Annotated in this window: 11 protein-coding genes; 7 read left to right on the top strand and 4 right to left on the bottom strand. The window is 54.4% G+C overall.

All coding sequences use genetic code 11. The features are described from left to right. Positions 1 to 10: 10 nt before the first annotated feature. The 3 genes from ACLQMU_RS08080 to ACLQMU_RS08070 form a co-directional block, all read right to left on the bottom strand. The gene (locus tag ACLQMU_RS08080) at positions 11 to 775 is read right to left on the bottom strand and encodes a metal ABC transporter ATP-binding protein (protein WP_422148783.1); all 765 of its coding nucleotides are present in this window, start codon (positions 773 to 775) and stop codon (positions 11 to 13) included. Beyond that, positions 766 to 1,719 (bottom strand): metal ABC transporter solute-binding protein, Zn/Mn family, encoded by a 954-nt coding sequence (locus ACLQMU_RS08075; protein ID WP_422148784.1) that lies wholly within the window; start codon positions 1,717 to 1,719, stop codon positions 766 to 768. Before ACLQMU_RS08075 ends, ACLQMU_RS08080 begins: the two co-directional genes overlap by 10 nt. A 238-nt stretch (positions 1,720 to 1,957) precedes the next feature. Continuing rightward, positions 1,958 to 2,395, bottom strand: a complete 438-nt coding sequence (locus tag ACLQMU_RS08070) for a metal-dependent transcriptional regulator (RefSeq protein ID WP_422148785.1) — start codon at positions 2,393 to 2,395, stop codon at positions 1,958 to 1,960. A 213-nt stretch (positions 2,396 to 2,608) separates the two neighbouring features. Between ACLQMU_RS08070 and ACLQMU_RS08065 the strand changes: the two genes are divergently transcribed. The 5 genes from ACLQMU_RS08065 (at position 2,609) to ACLQMU_RS08045 (ending at position 6,431) form a co-directional block, all read left to right on the top strand. Continuing rightward, positions 2,609 to 3,307 (top strand): energy-coupling factor ABC transporter permease, encoded by a 699-nt coding sequence (locus ACLQMU_RS08065; RefSeq protein WP_422148786.1) that lies wholly within the window; start codon positions 2,609 to 2,611, stop codon positions 3,305 to 3,307. Between the two features lie 14 nt (positions 3,308 to 3,321). Continuing rightward, positions 3,322 to 3,630, top strand: coding sequence for an energy-coupling factor ABC transporter substrate-binding protein (locus ACLQMU_RS08060; RefSeq protein WP_422148787.1), 309 nt, complete (start codon positions 3,322 to 3,324; stop codon positions 3,628 to 3,630). A gap of 52 nt (positions 3,631 to 3,682) precedes the next feature. Next, a complete protein-coding gene (cbiQ, locus tag ACLQMU_RS08055; RefSeq protein ID WP_422148788.1) occupies positions 3,683 to 4,477 on the top strand; it encodes a cobalt ECF transporter T component CbiQ in 795 nt (264 codons plus the stop codon). Positions 4,478 to 4,480: 3 nt separating this feature from the next. Further along, a complete protein-coding gene (locus tag ACLQMU_RS08050; RefSeq protein ID WP_422148789.1) occupies positions 4,481 to 5,692 on the top strand; it encodes an energy-coupling factor ABC transporter ATP-binding protein in 1,212 nt (403 codons plus the stop codon). 382 nt (positions 5,693 to 6,074) lie between these two features. After that, complete coding sequence (locus ACLQMU_RS08045; protein ID WP_422148790.1) at positions 6,075 to 6,431, top strand: DUF5658 family protein; 357 nt, start codon at positions 6,075 to 6,077, stop codon at positions 6,429 to 6,431. 389 nt (positions 6,432 to 6,820) lie between these two features. Here the strand turns inward: ACLQMU_RS08045 and ACLQMU_RS08040 are convergent, their stop codons facing one another. Beyond that, the gene (locus tag ACLQMU_RS08040) at positions 6,821 to 7,111 is read right to left on the bottom strand and encodes a hypothetical protein (protein ID WP_422148791.1); all 291 of its coding nucleotides are present in this window, start codon (positions 7,109 to 7,111) and stop codon (positions 6,821 to 6,823) included. Positions 7,112 to 7,303: 192 nt separating this feature from the next. Between ACLQMU_RS08040 and ACLQMU_RS08035 the strand changes: the two genes are divergently transcribed. Together ACLQMU_RS08035 and ACLQMU_RS08030 are read left to right on the top strand one after the other, a co-directional pair. Then, complete coding sequence (locus ACLQMU_RS08035) at positions 7,304 to 8,536, top strand: aminotransferase-like domain-containing protein (RefSeq protein ID WP_422148792.1); 1,233 nt, start codon at positions 7,304 to 7,306, stop codon at positions 8,534 to 8,536. A gap of 177 nt (positions 8,537 to 8,713) precedes the next feature. After that, a complete protein-coding gene (locus ACLQMU_RS08030; RefSeq protein WP_443673648.1) occupies positions 8,714 to 20,137 on the top strand; it encodes a tetratricopeptide repeat protein in 11,424 nt (3,807 codons plus the stop codon). Positions 20,138 to 20,604 lie beyond the last annotated feature (467 nt).

Genomic DNA, 20,604 nt, shown 5'->3' with positions numbered 1-20,604 from the left:
GCGTGCCTCCTCATTCCTTTCCTGCCCGGACCATCAGGTTCCAGAGCCCGTCAGGCCCGAGAGCTGCAGCCGGACCATCATAGATGATCCGGTGATGCAAAAAGATGATCCGTTCCATCGTCCGGGAGAGCTCGGTGAGATCATGGAGGATGAGGAGGACGGTGAGCTTGTGCGTGGAATGGAGGTGGGAGAGCAGGGAGTAGAATTCCTCCTTGCTTCGGGCATCGACGCCATTGGTCGGCTCGTCGAGAGCAAGGATATGGGGGTTTCCCACAAGAGCACGGGCGATCAGCACCCTCTGCTGCTGACCTCCTGAGAGATCCGAAAAAAGTTCGCCCGCAACCCGGCCAAGCCCGGCCTCTGCAATTGTTTTGTCAATAATCCTGATATCGTCTTTTGTCTGTCGGGAGAAGAGGCCGGACTGGCCGTAGGCCCCCATTGCGACAACCTCCCGTACGGTGACCGGGAACTGCTGCTGGCGCAGTGCTGCCTGCTGGGGGACATAACCAATGCAGGGCCGGCAGGGAATTCTGCCCTCGCATTCGCCCTTGTGACAGGTAAACTCAACAGTCCCCGTGTCGGGCCTGAGCAGGCCGACAAGAATTTTTAAGAGGGTGGTCTTTCCCGACCCGTTCAGGCCGGCAATTCCCACGAACTCTTCCTGACGGATGGAAAGTGAGATGTTCTCAAGGACGCGGTCTCCCCCGTACGAGAAACTGATATTGTCCGCTCTCAGGCAGACCGGGCGGTTATTGGCGAGGCCATCTACCGGCATTTGAGCGCCTGCTTCATCTGCTGAAGGTTGTTCTCCATGATGTCCACATAATCATTGTCGCCCGGGCTCAGGGGACCGGCAGGCAGGATCTCCATAGTAGTATAGGGATACAGCGGCAGGTTCAGTTCTGCTGCGACCGATTGGCTGAGTGCCTGAACCTCGTCGGGCTCGGCAAGCACGCCCTGGATATTATCTGCTTTTGATTCGTTGAGCACCATCGTCATCTGCTGGATCGATGGCTCCGCATCCGGGCTTACTCCGGTGATCGAGAGGGCGGTCAGGTTGTACGCGGCGGCCTGGTAATCGAGGAATGCGTGGGAGGTCAGGAAGGTCCGCGTGGTGCAGTTCGATAAACCGGCCACATAATCACCATCCAGTTTTTTCAGGCGCGCTTCAAACGCATCTGCGTTTCTGCGGTAGCCGGTGGCATTGGCCGGATCCGCTGCTGCAAGCTGGTCTGCGACATAGCTGACGAAGTATTCGGCAAGCGGGGGAGAGAGCCAGAGGTGGGGATCCTGATTTGTATCGGGAAAATTCGGGTCTGTATTCCTCATCTGCGCGAGTACCGTCGGAGGAATTGAATCGATGAACGGGGCCCGGACGATGGTCGGATTGGCAGACACGGCAAGGTTCTCTGCCCATGGTTCCATGAATGGTCCGTCATAAAAGAGAATGTTTCCCTTCGCAAGGGTTATCGCATCACCCGGGGTCGGTTCGTACTCGTGGGGCTCTGCACCCGGTGGAAGAAGCTGTGTGACCTGCGCATAATCCCCGGCAATGGGAAGAACGAGCAGGGTGATAGGCCGGAACGAGGTGATGACCTGGAGTTTACCGGAAGACCCGGCAGCCTGTGATGCCGCAGGTATGTGACCGGCAGTAAAGACAGGATAAAGTATCAGGACGATGAGCAGGATAAACAGCGCCAGTACACCTGACAGTAACATTTTTTTCGATCGCGGGGTCATTCTGTCATCTCTCTGGATAATGTCCTGATGAGAATCCGGATGGAATATCGCCGGTTGATCATATAACGGTTATGAAAAATTTGGGGATTCCCCAATTTTCCCGGCACTGGTTTTATGGGGATTATGCAAGTTTTTTTTTGATTGCCCCTCCTGTTATGCCGGTGGAAAAATGGGACAAAGGCATCGTGCTCTCTGACGGGCGCATGACCCGGTCACTTCAGGGCGCCATCCCGGATTCAAGACAGCCGTCATCATGCGTGATCGCCCCGCAAACCCCGAGCCGAGGGTGTCCCATCGCAATGCAGATCCGGTCGATGGCCTCTTTTGTCACAAACGATTCAAAGCGCGAGGCCTCTGCACAGGCCTGCTCGTGCGAAAACCCGTAATGGGTGAGCATCAGGCTCAGGATTCGGTGGCGTTTGACAATGTATTCTGTATACCGTCTCCCCTCATCAGAAAGGCCGATCCCATGGTATGGCTCATGGGCAACTAATCCCGCCGCACAGAGCTCTGTTATGGTCTTTGTGATGGTCGAGGGATCAACCGAAAATTCCCGTGCAATATCTGTGGTCCGGACCCGGCCGCCTTTACCATGCAGGTATTTCAGGTATTCCACCTTGCGCGGGGAGAGCCCGCACCCGTCGCCGATTTCCATGATTGCCGTATATGATTGCTTTTCACAATAAAGTTTGGACAATCCCCAATATTTTGAAAAGTAACAGCTGTCTCCATGCACAAGAAAAATACCCAGCAGGTATGAAGGTGAGAGTGGAAGCGCCTGTACATAGACCAGTACTGGCCAGACGCGGGATTGCCTTAAAAGACAAGTTTTATTTACTTTTATAAAGTACACTTGAGCAGTGATATCATGCATATCATGGAAGGATTTCTACCCTGGCAATGGTGTGTCTTCTGGTACCTTGTATCGGCGCCATTCATCATTTACGGGATTTACCTCTTGGACCGACAGGTTAAAGCACAACGTGAAACACTTTCGCTTCTTGCAGTGGCAGGTGCATTTATATTTCTCCTGTCGTCGCTGAAAATGCCGTCTCCTGTCGTAGGTAGTTGCTCACATCCCACGGGCACCGGACTTTCAGTCGTGCTGTTTGGTCCTTTTATCACTGTGGTTCTCAGCCTGATTGTGCTTATATTCCAAGCACTTTTCATGGCCCACGGGGGGATTACCACGCTCGGCGCCAATGTCTTCTCCATGGGAATTGCCGGGCCGCTTCTCGGGTATGCTGTGTACCGCGTGGGAAAGGCAGTGAACCTGAACATATTCATCAATGTGTTCCTTGTTACTGCTGTCGCGGATCTCTTCACCTATGTTATCACGTCGATCGAGCTCGCCGCAGCATTCCCGGCAACGCACGGCGGATTTATGGTCTCGTGGGAGACCTTCTTTGCCATCTACGCCGTGACGCAGATACCCTTGGCGATCCTTGAAGGCGTACTCATCGCCCTCGTATTCAAGTACATTGTCCAGAGCCGGGGCGATATCCTCGTCAAACTCAAAGTGCTCACACCGGAGCAGGTTACAAAAATCATGGAGAGTTTCAAATGATCCCCAGATTTTTCATGAAGTACAAACTTGAGATCATCTTTGCGGTCGTAATTGTGGTCTTTGCTGCGGTCTTCCTCATCCAGAATGCCCACATCCAGGCAACCGCCAAACCCGGCGAAGAGACATGGCAGGGATCTGATGATATGGGCAGCGCGGCTATCGAGGCAACGGGGTATACTCCCTGGATACAGCCTCTCTGGACCCCCCCTAGTACAGAAGTCGAGTCCCTGCTCTTTTCCATCCAGTCTGGCCTCGGAGCGCTCGTTATCGGATACTTCTTCGGGTATTACCGGGGTAAACGGGATAGTGCAAAAGCTGCATAACCTCTCTCTTTAATTTATTAACATTTGAGATGCACGAGGGTATGGACTCCTTATGAAAATCCTGGAGGATAATCTGGACTACTATGCTCAGGCAAACGCCTTACGGGACGTGAATAGCTATCTCAAATTTATCCTTGGAATGGGGGCGATACTGATCTGTGTTGTCTCCCCGGGCCCGGTAGCACCTCTTTTTATTCTTTTTACACTCTCTGCTATCACCATGGTATTCGCAAAAATCCCGGTGCGGGTGTACGCTGAACTCCTCCTGATCCCGCTGACATTTGCAGTCTTATCTGTGATTGTGATATTGTTTTTAAGTGGTGGCGGCGATCCCATCCTCACGTTTTCAATCGCCGGTATACCGCTAACTGCCACAACCGGCTCCGCAAACCTTGCGCTTCTTGTTCTTGTCCGGACCTTTGGCGGGATGTGCGGGCTCTTCTTTATTGCCCTGACGACCCCCATGATTGAGATCTTCTCTGTCATGCATGGACTGCGCGTTCCGCCGGTGCTTATAGATCTTTCCATGCTGATCTACCATTTCATCTTTGTTTTTATAGGCCAGGCAATCGCCATCCACAATGCCCAGACCATCCGGCACGGGTATACATCATTTAGGCGGTCCCTCAACTCAATGGCGATGCTCGGTGCAATGCTCTTTATCCGGGCATGGAAGGAGGCCGAAGACCTGATCATCGCGATGGATTCACGGTGCTATGACGGCAAACTGGAACTGCCAGGCCAGCAGAATCCCCCAAAACCGGCGGCAATTGCGTCCATCGCAGCCTACCTGGGGATCTGCATTACTGTTGCGATCATGACCAGCACGATAGTGCTTTTCAGGTGAACGATGACGAACCTGCTCGAATTTGATAATATCCATTATGCCTACCCGAACTGCCAAGAGTCACTTTCCGGTGTAACCTTCTCGATAAAAAAAGGAGCCAGGGTCGCACTGGTCGGCCCCAACGGTGCCGGGAAGACCACCCTGCTCCTGATGTGCAACGGGGTTCTTGAACCCTCGAAGGGGCGGGTGCTTCTCGATGGCAGACCCCTCAGGTATGACAGCCGCTCGCTCCGTGAGGTGCGAAAGAAAGTCGGGCTGGTATTCCAGAACTCAGACACCCAGCTCTTCGCACCGACGGTATACCAGGATGTGGCGTTCGGCCCCCTTAATCTCGGTATGACGCAGGATGAGATTCGGTCAGCGGTCGCGCGATCCCTTGCTGCCGTAGGGCTTACCGGGTATGAGAAGAGGCCGCCCCACCAGTTGAGCGGCGGTGAGAAGAAACGGGCCGCAATTGCCGGAACCCTTGCGATGGAGCCGGAGGTTCTCGTTTTTGATGAACCAACCAGCTCGCTCGACCCTGCCGGTGCCGCGGACCTCATGGAACTGCTTGATGAATTCAATGCAAAGGGAACGACGATCATCATCTCTACTCATGACGTGGAACTTGCATACCTGTGGGCGGACCAGATCATCCTGATGAACAAAGGGAAGGTGATTCATGCCGGTACTCCAGAAGAGGTCTTTACGGACCCCACGCTCATCACATCCTCGAATCTCCGGATGCCTGCAGTGCTAGAGGTCTATACCGAACTCGTCTCGCGGCTGATGGTGGAAAAGACGCAGTCGCCGAAGTCTGTCCTGCAGCTGATCAGCCTGCTCGAACAGAGTTCCAGTAAGCCACGGGCAGACAGGGTCCCCGGGACCATCACGGTCTGCGACGTGGACGCAACCAGTGCTGAGGAAATCACGGCGTGGATAGCAGACCATCCGGGGGTCAGGTGCGGGGCAATGGGAACCCGGGCAAAAAATCTTGCCGAGTGCGAATCGATATCACTCGATTTCACGTATGGCGTGATAGATAAAGGCATCCTGCGGGCACTCGTCGGGGATTGCTCCGTGCTCCTGACACCGGCATCGATGGTGCCGCATGTTTTCCGGCGGGTGGATGCATATTGCCGGGAGAGCGGCAATACAATCGCCGTTTTTCACCTGAACCCTAAAACTCAGTCCCCCGCGACGGGTATCACGAAGGAAGGAAATCAAAAAGGATGAACCCTGATCCTGACTACAGTGACCATTACGAAGATAATCATCATTCAGGTGATCATGAAGATCATCACCACGGGTGCCTCGCACATACGCACGGCATTGTCAGAAACAAAGGATAATCGGAAATCTTCGAATGTAACAAGCCGGCAGGTCACCATTATTTTTCAGGAATCCTCTTTTTGAGATTTATTAATGAAATCCGTTAAACATTTTATACAAATAAAATTGTTCTTACCTGCCTGCAATTTTTACATAAAATACGAACGAAAATTTAAGAATTTCTTATTAATTACAAGTATTTTGCCTGTATCAATATCAAAAACTTTTTATATGCATCCTGTAATTATCGATTATGACAGTGTCGGGAGTTGTCAGTACTGGGAGTATGAGTCACCCGAAAATGGGCCTGTCTGGCAAGTTGACACTCGTACATGTCATTATCTTTACATCAGTTCTCTCTATCCTGTTCTTACTTGATATTCTGACGACGCAGGCCATCCTCCGTATGGGTGGTGTCGAACTGAACCCGTTGATGGCAGGTGTAGTCACCACCCCGCTCATGCATGTGACTCTCAAGTGTGGAGTACTCATAATGATTATTCCCGTGGCCCTGACCGCGGAGGACCGGGTGAGAGGATCGGGGATTGTGTTGTATGTAACCCTGATCGCCATGTATGTAGTAGTTATTATCAATAATGCGACCGTACTCCTCCCCCACATCACGAGAGCCATCGCTGGATAATCTGCCGGAGAACAGATTTATGTTCCCGGCCATTGGGAAGGAGCGAGGATCCGGCGGGATTATTTTCCCCTGTGCCCTGCAGGCAATAGATAATTGCGCTCACATGAAACCGGGAGTCGAGCCCGCTTCCCGCAAATCCCGGCAAAATTCCTTTGGAGTTCATCAGAAAAGTGTACGATCCCCTCACGATAGGGACTGACTGCCTATGATCCTTTCCTCATGGATATTGAGTAATCAGCAGGAAAACAGGGTGATGTAAGGACACTCCCGAACCCCCTTAAAAAAGATCCTGCACCGTCCTGTAGGATCTACCCGGGATTACAAATGGCCTGTACATCCCTCTCTCATGGGGGGAGATCGCAGGAAATTATGAAAGAAAATGGAGGAAGTTATGCCTTTTTCTCGGCGAACTCGATCTCGATGCCACCGACATTGGCTGCAAATATGTTATACAGGAAGGCCAGGATCGCGCCGCAGATGAAGGCCAGGATCCCGAAAATGATGGGAAATACGATGATGGAAAGCAGCCCGAGGGTCGTTGCGCCCGGCAGGCTGTACTTTGCCCCGATAGCGGCCCCCATGATGGCAAAAAATATGCCATAAACAAGGCCGAACACAATACCGAACAACGCATGGATCTTCGCCCATGAGATAATTTCAATGCTCTTGATGACAGTCATAACAAGATACCTGTTGAATGGGTGTGCAGCTATGGGTAAAAAGTCTTTTGAAGTGTAATCTGGTTCGATCTTTTAATTTCTCCAGGCGGCACGCTTCTTTATCACGTGAAACCGGTGTCCGCGAACGTTCATGTATATAAGGCTGTTTTTTCAATATAACCGGCAGGTATTTTAGCAAAGGATCGAATTCTCATGGCTGGAAAGCAGAAACCCGTGCAGGTTCAGGAGCCAGTACCGTTACGTCTTACCTGTGCATTCGCCCGGCGGATGCACGCCACTCCCAAATCATTCATCCGGGAGATTCTCAAAGTGACGGAAAATCCTGATATTATATCGTTTGCCGGCGGCCTGCCCAACCCCGACCTGATCGATGTCAGGGGTATTGCACAGGCCGCCACCGATGTCCTGCGCGATGATGGCAGAGCGGCCCTTCAGTACGCAACGACCGAAGGGTATCCTCCGTTGCGCCAGTATATCGCGGACCGGTACAGGACCCGGCTGGGTCTCGATGTTTCGCCCGAAGAGATCCTCATCACCAACGGTTCGCAGCAGTGTCTTGATCTCATCGGCAAGATCCTGGTAGATCCCGGCGACAGGATCGTCATTGAACGCCCGGGGTACCTTGGCGCAATTCAGGTATTCTCGCTCTACGAGCCGGTCTTTGTACCGGTCGAACTCGAGCCGGAGGGACCGGATCCGGCAGCCTTTGAAACAGCGCTTGCGGGGGGTGATGCGAAACTCTTCTATGGTATCCCCAACTCCCAGAACCCATCAGGGATCACGTACTCAGAAGAGCGGCGGAAGGCATGTGTCGACATCCTCGCCGGCACCCGTACGATCGTGGTCGAGGACGATGCGTACGGGGAACTCCGGTTTTCCGGCAGGTCGCCTCCGCCTTTAAAGAAATATCTGCCCGACCAGACCATACTCACCGGTTCATTATCGAAGATCGTTGCCCCCGGCATGCGCCTCGGGTGGGTCTGTGCCCATCTGCCGATCATGGACCAGCTGGTCGTTGCAAAACAGGCATCCGACCTGCACTCCAATTTCCTTTCCCAGCGGATCGCCTCGCGTTATCTCGAAGACACCGACATCGATGCACACATCCGTAAGATCCGGGATGCGTACCGAAAACAACGGGACTGCATGATCGCCACGATGCAGGATGTAATGCCGGAGGGAGTCAGCTGGACCGAACCAGAAGGGGGGATGTTTATCTGGGTTACGCTTCCTCCCGGGTGCTCCTCGATGGAGGTCTTTACCCATGCGCTCCGTGAACAGGTAGCCGTGCTCCCGGGTATCCCGTTTTATATCGATGGAGGCGGGACCGATACGCTGCGCCTGAATTTTTCCAACGCAGATACCGGACGGATTGCCGAAGGGATAGAGCGGCTCGGCCAGGTGATCCGGTCCATGACCAGGTAAACATGCCTTGCCGGCAGCAGGATTGCGGTGGAATAAAAGGGCTATAAAAATAGCATTCATAAATAGTAGTGTACATATATATACCGGAAAGAGTATATGCCGCATCCCCCCACGCTTGGGTATCGACTTTGCGGCGCCGGAAAATATCAAGGATTATCGAGGGAGCGACGACAAATTATGAGCAAAAGTGATGCTGAAGCATTAATGCGACAGGGCATCGAACTCTACGATCTCGGCAGGTACCAGGAAGCTGTGGTCATGTTCGACCGGGCGCTCACCCTCTTCCCGAAACTGCCAAAAGCCCATTATTTCAAAGGCATCGCATTATACGACCTCGGAAAATTCGATGCTGCGATTGATTCCTACGATACGGCGCTGACACTTGATCCCTCCGATATCAATGCATGGTACAACAAGGCAGCAACCCTCGCGCAGATCGGCAAAAACCGGGAGGCACTCGATACCTGCGAACGGCTTATCGCTCTCAGATACGACAATGCCGAAGCCTGGATCCTCAAAGGCATCGCCCTCTACGAACTGGGCAGGTACCAGGACGCAATATCGGCCTACGATCATGCGCTTACCATTGATCCCAGCCACGCGAAGGTCTATTACAACAAGGGTATCGCCCTTGCAGATCTCGGCCGGCATGAGGAAGCCATTGTCGCGTACGGGAAGGCAATCGAGCTCGTCCCCGGCTATTCAAAGGCGTTTTACAACATGGGGATCTCCCTCTACGAGATCGGGAGATACGAAGAAGCCCTCGGCGCCTTTGAAAAGGCTCACGCACTCGATCCCGCTGATGCATGGGTCTGGTATTACCGCTCGTTTATTCTTGCAAAACAGGAACGGTATGCGGAAGCCGCCGAAGCGGCGGGGACGTTTCTCGAGTCCGAACCCGATCATGCGGACATCTGGGTGATCAAGGGCATCGCCCAGTACAGGACCGGAAAATATGCCGATGCGGTGTTATCGCTCGACCAGGCGATCCTGCAGAACCCGCTTGTCGCCGATGCCTGGCTCTACAAGGGGCTCTCCCTGTTTGAGCTTGAACGATACGCGGATGCCGCCTATGCCCTGGACAAGGCAGCGGAAATGAGCCCGGCAGACAGCAGGATCTACTTCATCCGGGGCAAGGCCTACCAGAACCTGGGCCGTTTCCGCGAGGCAGTGGCGGATTTTGATCGGGCAATTGCTGCCGAGCCGGATAATACCGATGCCGTGTACAGCCGGGGTGTCTCCTGCATCCACCTGAGCAGGTACGATGACGCGCTTGAGGCATTCGACCAGATCCTCTCCGTGCAGGAGAACCATGCCGGCGCTTCCTATTTCAAGGGAATTGTCCTTTCCCGGCTTGGAAGGCAGGAAGAGGCCATCCAAGCCTTCGAGCATACCCTTTCTGTCGATCCCGGCTGCGCCTCGGCAGCCTACCAGATGGGCCTTTCTTCTGCAGGTCTCGGACGCTTCAGCGATGCAGTCTCTGCTTATAACAGGGCGCTGAAGATACGGCCAGATTATTCTGATGCTGTATACCATAAGGGGTTTGCTCTTGCAAAGCTCGGAAACAGCGAGGACGCCATCCAGGAGTTCGACCGGGCCCTGATCGATAATCCGGGCAATGCACAGGCATACCACCAGAAAGGCCAGCTCCTGGTAAAGACTGGCAGGTTCGACGAGGCGCTGGACGCGTTTGACAAGAGTATCGCTCTCAGGCCCGATAATGCGCAGGTGTATTACGACAAGGGAAATGCTTTGTTAAAAGCGGAGCGGTTCAGGCCTGCGACAGAGGCGTTTGACGAGGCCATCGGGGTCTACCCCAACTATGTAAATGCATATTTCGGCAAGGGCCTCGCCTTCACGAAACTGGGCCAGGCGGATGAAGCACTCCGCGCATTTGACCAGGCCGTAGCAATCGATCCCGCCCACACGCTTGCACTGTATCACCGGGGAGCGGTGCTCCTGAAAAAAGAGCGGTATGCCGATGCCGCTGCAGCGTACGATGCCGCGCTCGCGCTTTCCCCGCAGAACACGACCGCTCTCTACGAAAAGGGGATCGCCCTTACGCATCTCGGGCGGTGGAAGGATGCAGTCACTGCGTTTGAAGAAGCAGCCGGGCAGAATCCTGGCCTTACCGATGCATGGCTCCAGGCGGGGATCTGCCATGCGCACCTTGGCGCTCCCAAAGAGGCAATTGCGTCTTTTGACAGGGTAATCGATCTTAACCCGAAGAACACGGAGGCCCTGGTGCGCAAGGGGATGGCGCTTGTTGCGCTGGGCAGGTTCGACGAGGCGATCGTGGTCTTTAACCATGCCATCGAAGGCACTCCCCGTGATGTCTGGGCCTGGTTCTACAAGGGTGTCTCGCTTGCAGAGCTCTCCCGTTTCGAGGAGGCCATCAGGGCATACGAACGGGTACTTGAGATCAACCGGCGGTGCGCCCGTGCGTTCTATGAGAAAGGCAATGCCCTTGCCCGGCTCGGCAAGCAGCTGGAGGCGATCATCTCCTATGATCAGGCGCTGGAGATCGAGCCCGACAACCCGAAAACGCTATACCAGAAGGGCATAGCCCTCGCGCAGCGCGAACGGTATGACGATGCGATAAAGACCTTTGAGCGGATGCTTGTCCTTGAACCGGATCATCCGCAGGCACTCTATTATCTAGGTATAGCGTACGCCGGCCGGGAACGGTACGAGGATGCAATCGGGGCGTTTGAACGATCCCTCGAGTACAACCCGGCAAATGCTCTCGCCCACCATTTTATGGGGATCTCTCTTATCGAGTGCGAGCGGTACGAGGACGCAATACGGGAATTTTCCGAGGCTATTCTCCTTGATGCCTCAAATGCATCCACGTACTATTACCAGGGTATTGCGTACCTCCAGTCCGGGAAATATGAGGAGGCCCTTGCAGCGCTCAATACATCCATCTCGATGAATTCCGCCCTCACCGGGGCATTTACTTACCAGGGCATTACCCTGGCCCGGCTGGGGCGGCACGAGGATGCAGTCGCGGCGCTGAACCGCAGCCTCGCGGCAAATCCATCGCAGATGGAGGCGCTGGTCTGCCGCAGCGAATCCCTCATGGTGCTCCAGCGGTACGCGGAGGCGGTGGAAACGTTCGACCGAATCCTCTCTTTAAACCCGAACCTTGTCGATATCTGGATGCAGAAGGGAACCGCACTTGACCGGCTGGTAAAAAAACAGGATGCGCTGGCTGCCTTCACCAAAATGCTGGAGATAAACCCGGGCAATGCCGAGGGATGGGTGAAAAAAGGCATCCTTCTTACGGACTTAGGCAAGATTGCCGACGCCGTTACGGCCTTCACTAAAGCCCTCGACATCAACCCGGCGCTTGACGATATCTGGATGAGGAAAGGAGATGCCCTGAATGTCCTGGGGCGCACCGGGGATGCCGCCGATGCGTATGCAGAGGCCCTCAGGCTGGATCCCGACCAGGAAGATGGCTGGATCAAAGACGGCAGGGCCCTCTTTGACCTGGGGAGATACCAGGATGCGATCGATGCGTTCGATAACGCGATTGCCCTAAATCAGCGGAGCACCGTCGCCTTCCTTTACAAAGGATTCTCGCTTGAAAAGCTCAGCCGGATCGAGGAGGCGCTTCAGGTCTTCGAAGTCCTCCTGGAGATCGATGCGGGCAACAGTGACGCTCATTACCACATGGGTCTTGCCCTCGCAAACTCAGGTCGGCCAAAAGAGGCACTTGCCGCATTTGAAGCAGCAATTAAAATACGAGAATCCTCTGCTCCTGCGTGGTACAACAAGGGAAAGATGCTCCTCGATCTCGGCAAGTATCAGGATGCGATTGCCGCGTTCGACCGGGCACTGGAAATAGAGCCCTCGTATACCGAGGTTTTTTATTACCGGGGTTTTACGCTCCAGAAGTTAGGGCGGTTCCAGGAATCTATCGAAGCGTTCGAGAAAAACCTTGAAAAGGATACGAGTAACTCTCCGGGATATTACTTCAAGGGCATCGCACTCTCCAAGCTCGGGAAGTACCAGGAAGCGCTTGAAGCCTTCGACCGCGCGCTTATTTATGATCCGGAGAATGCACTGGTCTATTTCCAGAAAGGCCGGGCGTTTGATGGCCTTGGCCGGCACCAGGATGCTGTCACCGCGTTTGAGAAAACCCTTGCACTCAAACCCAAATACGCCGAGGCACGGATGCGCAGGGGCATCTCGCTCTACAACCTAGGCAGGTTTGGCGAAGCACTTAAAGATTTCGACCGGACTATTGCAGAGAACCCCCATAACTTCCATGCCTGGTACCAGAAAGGCCGGGCGCTCTTTGATTCAGGCAACTATGACGACGCAATCAACGCCTACGACCATGCGCTGGAAGTGGAGTCCAACTATCCTGAAGCACATTACCATAAGGGTCTCGCCCTCTACGAACTCGGCAGGTTCGAAGAGGCGATCCTCTCGTTCGACCTCGCGCTCGAGAGTGATCCCCACCTCGACCGTGCCCTGTTCCACCGCGGGGCATCGCTCCTGAAACTCGAACGCTACCGCGAGGCGATCCAGGCCTTCGACCAGACGCTCGTCCTCCTGCCCAAATACGCACCCGCACACCATCTCAAAGGTGTCGCGCTCGCTGCACAGGGTTTGTACCAAGATTCTATCGATGCGTATGAACGTGCACTTGAATGCGATCCAAAAAGTGCTGAGTCTGCACTCAACAAGGCCATATCGCTGCATAACCTGGGGCAGGATGATGAATCTGTCCAAGCATCTGACAAGGCCATTGAGATCCGACCGGATTTTGCGGAGGCCTGGTATTATAAAGGCGTCGCCATGTCAGCCTTGGGAAGGTATGCCGATGCGGTGCCGGCCTTCTCCCGTTCGCTGGAACTTGACAGCACAAATGCACATGCCTGGTTCGACATGGGACTTAACCTGATCCATCTCCTGCGTAACGATGACGCGGTAGCGGCGTTTGACCGTGTTCTTGCCCTGGTAACAGATTATCCGCCGGCATACTATCACAAGGGACGCGCTCTTGCTGCCATGGGTAAGAACGAGGAGGCGGTCGCCTCCTTCGATCGTGCACTCGCGATCACCCCCGGCGATGCGCCTCTTCTCTCATCGAAGGGTCTTGCTCTCGAATCTTTGAAACGCTTCAGGGAAGCGGCAACGGTCTTTGAATCAGCATGCGCTGCGGATCCCGGGTTGGCCGATAATTTCTATCACTTGGGCCTTGTGTATGTTGAACTCCAGAGGGATGAAAAAGCGATCGGGGCCTTTGCAAAAACCATCAAGATCAATCCGGAGAATACCGAAGCGCTGGAGCAGGCGGGGCTTGCTCTTGCCAGGCTCGAAAAATACGAAGATGCGATCGAAATCTTTGACCGGTGCCTCCGTCAGGGCCGGGAAAGCGCCCGCATCCAGTTCGAAAAAGGCTGCGCATTTTTTGCCCTCAAGAAATATGAAGATGCCATACCCTCATTTGACCGCGCGATTGAGCTGGGCAGCAATCACACCGGTGCGCTGGTTAAAAAAGGGCAGGCGCTTTCGGAGCTCCGGCGTTATGAGGAGGCACTCACGCTCTTTGACCGGGTCATCGCACTCGACCCGGAAAATGGAATCGCCCATTTTGTCATGGGAACCGCGCTCACCCGGTTGTCCCGGTACGAGGACGCGGTGATCGCGCTCGACCGCGCCCTTGAATATGAAGGCAGCAATGCCCGAATCCACGCATGCAAGGGTTACGCACTCTACCGGCTCAACCGGTTCAAGGAAGCCGCTGAATCATTTGCAAAGGCGCTAAAACGCCAGCCAAAGGATGTCTTTTCCCTGCTTTACCGGGGAAAATCCCTCCTTCACAACGAACAGTGGGAGACAGGTATTGCAGCGTTTGACAAACTGCTGGCCATTGACGGAAAAAATGCGCCTGCGTGGTACTATAAGGGCCTCGCGTACTCCCACCTTGCGCTGCATAATGACGCGGAGGATTCATTCGAACAGGCACTTGCAATTGACGAAAATTGTGCGGCAGCATGGTATCAGAAAGGGCTGGTATTTTTCGAACAGGAACGATTTGAAGAATCGCTTCCGGCCTTTGATCGCGCACTGGAAATAACCCCATCAGCGCAGGCTTACGCCTTCAGGAAGGCGTTAGCCCTCTTTATGCTGCGGAGGTATCAGGATGCAACAGGGATCTTCGATCTCGCACTTACCCTTGGCCCGGAGACTTCCGTCATTCAGTATTACCGGGGGCGGGCATTCGCTGAGGTCAGGGATTACCAGAAAGCACTCGATGCACTCAACCGGGCGCTCGATCTTGACCCGGAGAACTCGTTTATCTGGCTTGCAAAAGGCGAAGTCCTGTTCTTCGAAAAGGACGGCGCCGCCGCAGTCTCTGCCTTTGATCGGGCTCTTGTACTTGACCCGAAATCCGTGGATGCTGCCTTCTATAAGGGAGAATCCCTTGCGCAGCTTGGAAATGACGAAGAAGCGCTCCATGCATATAACGTTGTACTCGGCTTCGATCCTTCGTATCCTGAAGCCGCGTATGAAAAAGGGCTGGCACTGTTCCGGTTGAAAAACTATGCCGGGGCGATTGAAGCCTGCGATCAGGCAATTCAGTACGTGCCCGAACATGCCCATGCGCACTACCAGCGGGGACTGGCCCTGTTTGCCCTCGGCAAATACGAAAAAGCAATACGGTCCTTCAAACATGCTCTCGAACACGACCCCTCCTTAAAAGATGCCCTGTTCAAGTCCGGGCTGGCACACGCCGGTATGAGCAGGTACATACAGGCCCTCTCCGCTTTTGACAAACTGCTGGAGAGCGAACCGCAGAACGCGGAAGTACTGTACCATAAGGCACGGATGCTTACAAAACTCGGCAGGCCTGATGAGGCCCTCGCCATGCTCGATGCATCCCTCGATATTGAAAATAATGTCGCAGATGTCTGGCTTCTCAAGGGAAGCATTCTTCTTGAACTTGAGCATCTGGATAATGCCGTGGAAGCGTTCGACCGAGTCCTCGCCCTGACTCCCGAAAATAGTACGGCCTGGTACAGAAAGGGAAAGGCATTTGCCGGGCTTCGCGATTATCCGGAAGCGATCCGCTGCTTTGACCGGGTTATTGCAGCTGATCCCGGCTGCCCGCCGGCCTGGTTCAGGAAAGGCAGTGCCCTGCTCTCCGGTGGCGATCTCAGGGTGGCAATAGACGCACTCACAAAAGCACTCGAACTCCGACCTGACAATGCAAACGGGTGGTATGACCGGGCCGTCGCGCTTGCCGGTCTGGGACGGTTCGAGGAGGCCATCCCCTCATATGACCGGGCGCTCGCCATAAATCCGAAATATGCGAGCGCTTATTACGATAAGGGAAGTGCGCTCGCCCACCTCGGCCGTGACCGGCAGGCGATTGAGGCATTTGACATGGCCTCTTCGATCGATCCGAATTTCTCGGTCGCGTATTTCGAAAAAGGTCTTGCACTTGCCCGGCTCTCGAAGAACAAGGACGCAATTGCAGCATTTGATGCAGCGATAGGCATCGATCCTTCCAGTGCACCGGCATTTCTCAATAAGGGTCGTGCCCTCGCCAACCTCAAAAAATTCGGGGACGCCGTTACTGCGTTTGATTCTGCAATACGGCTGGATCCGTCAGGCTACGATGCATGGTATGCCAAGGGTTGTGCACATTCCCGGATCAAACAATATAACGATGCGGTTACTGCCTTTGACCGTGCACTGGAGATTGATACTACCCAGTATCCTGCATATTATGAAAAAGGAGTCGCGCTTGCCCGGCTTCACCGGTATGAGGATGCAGTCACTGCATTCTCTGACGCAATTGCCCGTGACGATAAGAAACCGGAATCGCATTATGAGAAAGGCTCTGCACTCCTCAAACTCGGGCGTGACAAAGATGCTGTCGCCTCGTTCGGGAGAGTTCTTGATCTGGACGCCACGTTTTCGGATGCTGCCTATAACCTTGGCCTTGCAGAGGAACGCCAAGGCCGGTTTACCGAAGCGATAACGGCATTTGACCGCATGCTCTCCCATGAACCGGAACATTTCGGGGCCTGGTACCACCGCGGCCTTGCATTGGTGCAGCTGGGAAAGGACAACGATGCCGTGCAGACTTTTGAGAAAGCCCGCCAGATCGAGCCCCACGATATCGCCCTGCTCTTTTCTGAAGGGAAGGCCTGGTACCGGCTTGAACAGTTTGAGGAGGCGATCCACCTTTTCGACATTGCGCTCGGCAGGGAACCGGGTAACGGCGAGATCCTGTTTGAGAAGGCAAAGGCCCTTGCCTGCATCGGACGGCACGATGAGGCGCAGGAAACCTTTCGTCTCGCGTTCACCCAGATTACGGACAATTACGAACCTGCCTACCTCCGGGGGCTGTCGCTCATGGTGCTTGAACGGTACGAGGACGCCGATATGGCCTTTGACGCCGCGCTCGCGCTCAACCCGGATAATCCCGATATCTGGTCCCAGAAAGGCGGGGCGCTCATGCACTCCGGCCGTTACGAGTCAGCGATCGCTGCATACGACCGTGCTATCGCGCTCCGGCCTGAGGATCCCGGTGCATACCTCAATCGCGGCAGGTCTTTTGCTGCACTCAACAAGTATGAGGATGCCATCGGTTCATTTGATAAGGTGCTTGAGATTGAGCCTTCAGATCCTGTTGCCAGTTTCGAGCGCGGGAGAGCGCTCTTTTATGCCGGCAAATACGAGGATGCATGTGTAGCGCTTGATATTGCCCTTGATGACGACCCGAAAAATACCGGGGCCCTGTACTTCCGTGCAGCATCGCTTGTCGCTCTGGAACGCTATGCAGAAGCGGCAGAATCGTTTGAGCGTCTTCTGGTGTACACCCCGGAAGATGCCGATGCCTGGTTCGAGCAGGGCCGCGTGTTTGCCAGGCTCCGGCGCTTTGACGACGCCATCGCGGCATTTGATCATGTCCTCCAGCTGGTACCGGAGCATTTCGACGCGCAGTTCCAGAAGGCCCGCTCGCTGGACCTGCTGGAACGGTACCCTGAGGCGGTCGAAGCGTATTCCGGGGCACTCTCCCTGCGGCCATCGGATGCAAAAACTCTCTATTATAAAGGCGTGGCACTTGCCCGCATCGGGCGCACTGAAGATGCCGTAAAAGCGCTCGACGCAGCGCTGGAAATTGATCCGGTCTCTGAAGACGCGCTCTTTGAGAAGGGCAAGGCGCTTTCGACGCTGGGTATGTTCCGCGAGGCGGTCAAGACCTTTGACAAAACCCTGCTTATTGACAAGAATTATGCCGGGGTGTACTTCCATAAGGGCCTTGCTCTCGCGGAGCTGGGGAGACATGACGATGCGATCCTTGCGTTTAACAAGGACATCGATCTCGATGCCGGTAACACCGAGGCATTCTACCGCAAAGGTATTTCCCTTGCCGCAACCGGCAAACTCGGTAACGCGATTGAGGCATTCGATCACGTGATACAGTCCGCACCCGGATCCGTTCCGGGCTGGCTCCACCGGGGGATGGTGCTGTATGACCTCGGAAAATACAACGACGCCATCGATTCATACAAAAAGACGCTGGAGATCGATCCGGCCAACGCAGATGCCTGGTACCTGATGGGCCGTGCACTCTTTACATTCAACAATTTCGGGGATGCGGTCGGAGCATTCGACAAGGCACTTGAAATAAATTCCGGGTTTCCGGACGCACACTACTATAAGGGCAGGACGCTCTTCGAACTGGGCATGTACAACGAAGCTGTTCTTGCATACGACAACACGCTCGCACAACGCCCCAAGCATGATGAAGCGCTGTACCACAAAGGCATGGCTCTCCTGCGACTCCAGCGTCCCGAGGATGCAATCGCTGCCTTTGATCTCGCCCTCCGGCTCCGCCCTAACTATGCTTATGTCTGGACAGGAAAAGGGATGGCGCTTGCGGCACTTGACCATCACAAGGATGCCGTTACCTGTTATGCCAAAGCCATCGGCCTCGACAAGAAGGATGCCCGTGCGTATTACCAGTACGGACTCTCCCTGTCGGCACTGGACCGGTACCAGGAAGCGATAAAGAATTTCGATGCGGCGCTGGTGCAGCAGTCGGATTGCGCCCCGGCATTCTTTGCAAAAGGACAGGCGTTATGCAGAGTCGCCATGTACCAGGAAGCGATCAACGCATTTGACCGGGCACTTGCAGAGCAGGCCACGTACCCTGAAGCATGGCTTTACCGGGGAATAGCAGAGGCCAGCCTTGACCGGTACGAGGAGGCTCTCGACTGCTACGGCCACGCTCTTGCAATAAACGCATCCTATGCCCCGGCTCTTCTCAACCAGGGACGGGCGCTTATCCACCTGGGTCGTACCGGCGAAGCGCTCGCTTCATTTGAAAAAGTTCTTGCCCTCCAGCCGGAATCCGCGGAAGCCTATTACTACAAAGGGCTTGCCCACGTAAAGAGGACCCAGGATAATGAGGCGGTTGATGCATTCAACCGTGCAATCGCCATCAACCGGCAGTTTGCTGAAGCATTCCATTACAAAGGTGTCGCGCTTGCCCGGCAGGAACAGTACGAGGAGGCACTGGCATCGTTCGACGCAGCACTGAGGATAAAAAGCGATTATCCCGACGCCCTTTATGAGAAGGGGAGAGCCCTTTTCCATCTCGAAAAATTCAAGGATGCCCTCGTGGTCTTTGACCAGGCATTGTCCGCCAATCCCGGATATGCTCACGCAATTTTCCAGAAGGGGCGGACTTATCTCGCGGTCCAGAATCCGGACGGGGCAATCAGGGCGTTCGATCGCGCACTTGAGATAAACCCATCCTGCTACCAGGCGCACTACTGGAAAGCACGGACGCTGTATGATGAGGGCAGTTATGATGCCGCCATCTCGGAATACGACCGAGCTATCGCCATAAAACCGGATTCTGCCGAACTTTACCGGGATCGTGGCCTTGCGTATGCAGCGATCGAACAGTACCGCGATGCCATCAGGTCCTACGACCGGGCGCTGGAGATCGATCCTCACGGTGCCGATGCATTTGCCCACAAGGGAACATCTCTTGCCGAGCTTGGCATGTACCGTGATGCGCTCGAAGCATTCGAGAAAGCGCTCGAAAAGAACCGCGATTTTGCGGCCGCCTGGTTTGGCAAGGGAAATGTTCTCTATGATCTCGGGAAATTTGCGGAGGCACGGGATGCATATGATGAGGGACTTCGGCTGGATCCGGAAAATGCAGTCGGGTGGACCCGGAGGGGAATGACCTTTGCCGGCCTGCAGGATTATAAGATCGCGATAGAATCCTATGACCGGGCCCTTGCAATCGATCCCTCGTTTTCGATTGCCTACTTCACGCGGGGGAGCGCATTTGAATCACTCGGGGAGTTCGAGGAAGCTGCAGAGTCCTTCCGGGCGATGATTTCCATCCAGCCGGATTTTGTCGACGCATGGATCCACCAGGGGCGTGCCCTCCAGGAACTGGAAAAATACCCTGAAGCCCTAGCATCATTCAAACGTGCGCTGGAGATCGATCCTTCACGAAAAGAGGTCTGGAACGATGTCGGGGTAACGCTGGACAAACTCGACAAGCACGAGGAGGCACAGATTTGCTACGACAAGGCCCAATGAGGGTACGCGACCGGTCATCCTATACGGGAAAAAACGCCTGTAAAACCGGCCGATTCCCTTATTCAAAAATCAAATCCCAAATTTGCCCCAATTTGCAAAAATAAGCCCAAATTGAGCTTCGTATAATGCCCTTTAACGGCCCGTAACGGCCTAATAAGGGCCACTGTTTTCATCATCAACCAAAATCCCATCCGGGCCCGGAAACGGGCCTCAAAACGCGTCTATGAGATTTTTTTATTTCGTCCGATTGCAAAAATACGGCTTATTTGGGCTTATTTTTAAACGGAGCCCTATACGGGCTTCTTTTGGCGATGTCAGACACCGATCGGAGGCCAGATTGGGCCCGGATTGGATGCATCGGTTGGCGACAGTCAGAACCGGAGAACACCATTATTCCGTGGAACAGGGATTTAAATTCGGAAAATCTGGTATCAAAAAGTTCCTTTTCCTGTTGTGCCTCCCGGGAT

This window comes from Methanoregula sp., from assembly GCF_052325125.1.
In the GTDB taxonomy this organism is placed as follows: Archaea; Halobacteriota; Methanomicrobia; order Methanomicrobiales; family Methanospirillaceae; genus Methanoregula.
Note: the sequence above shows the minus strand (reverse complement) of the source record. Positions and strands in the feature narration are given on the sequence as shown.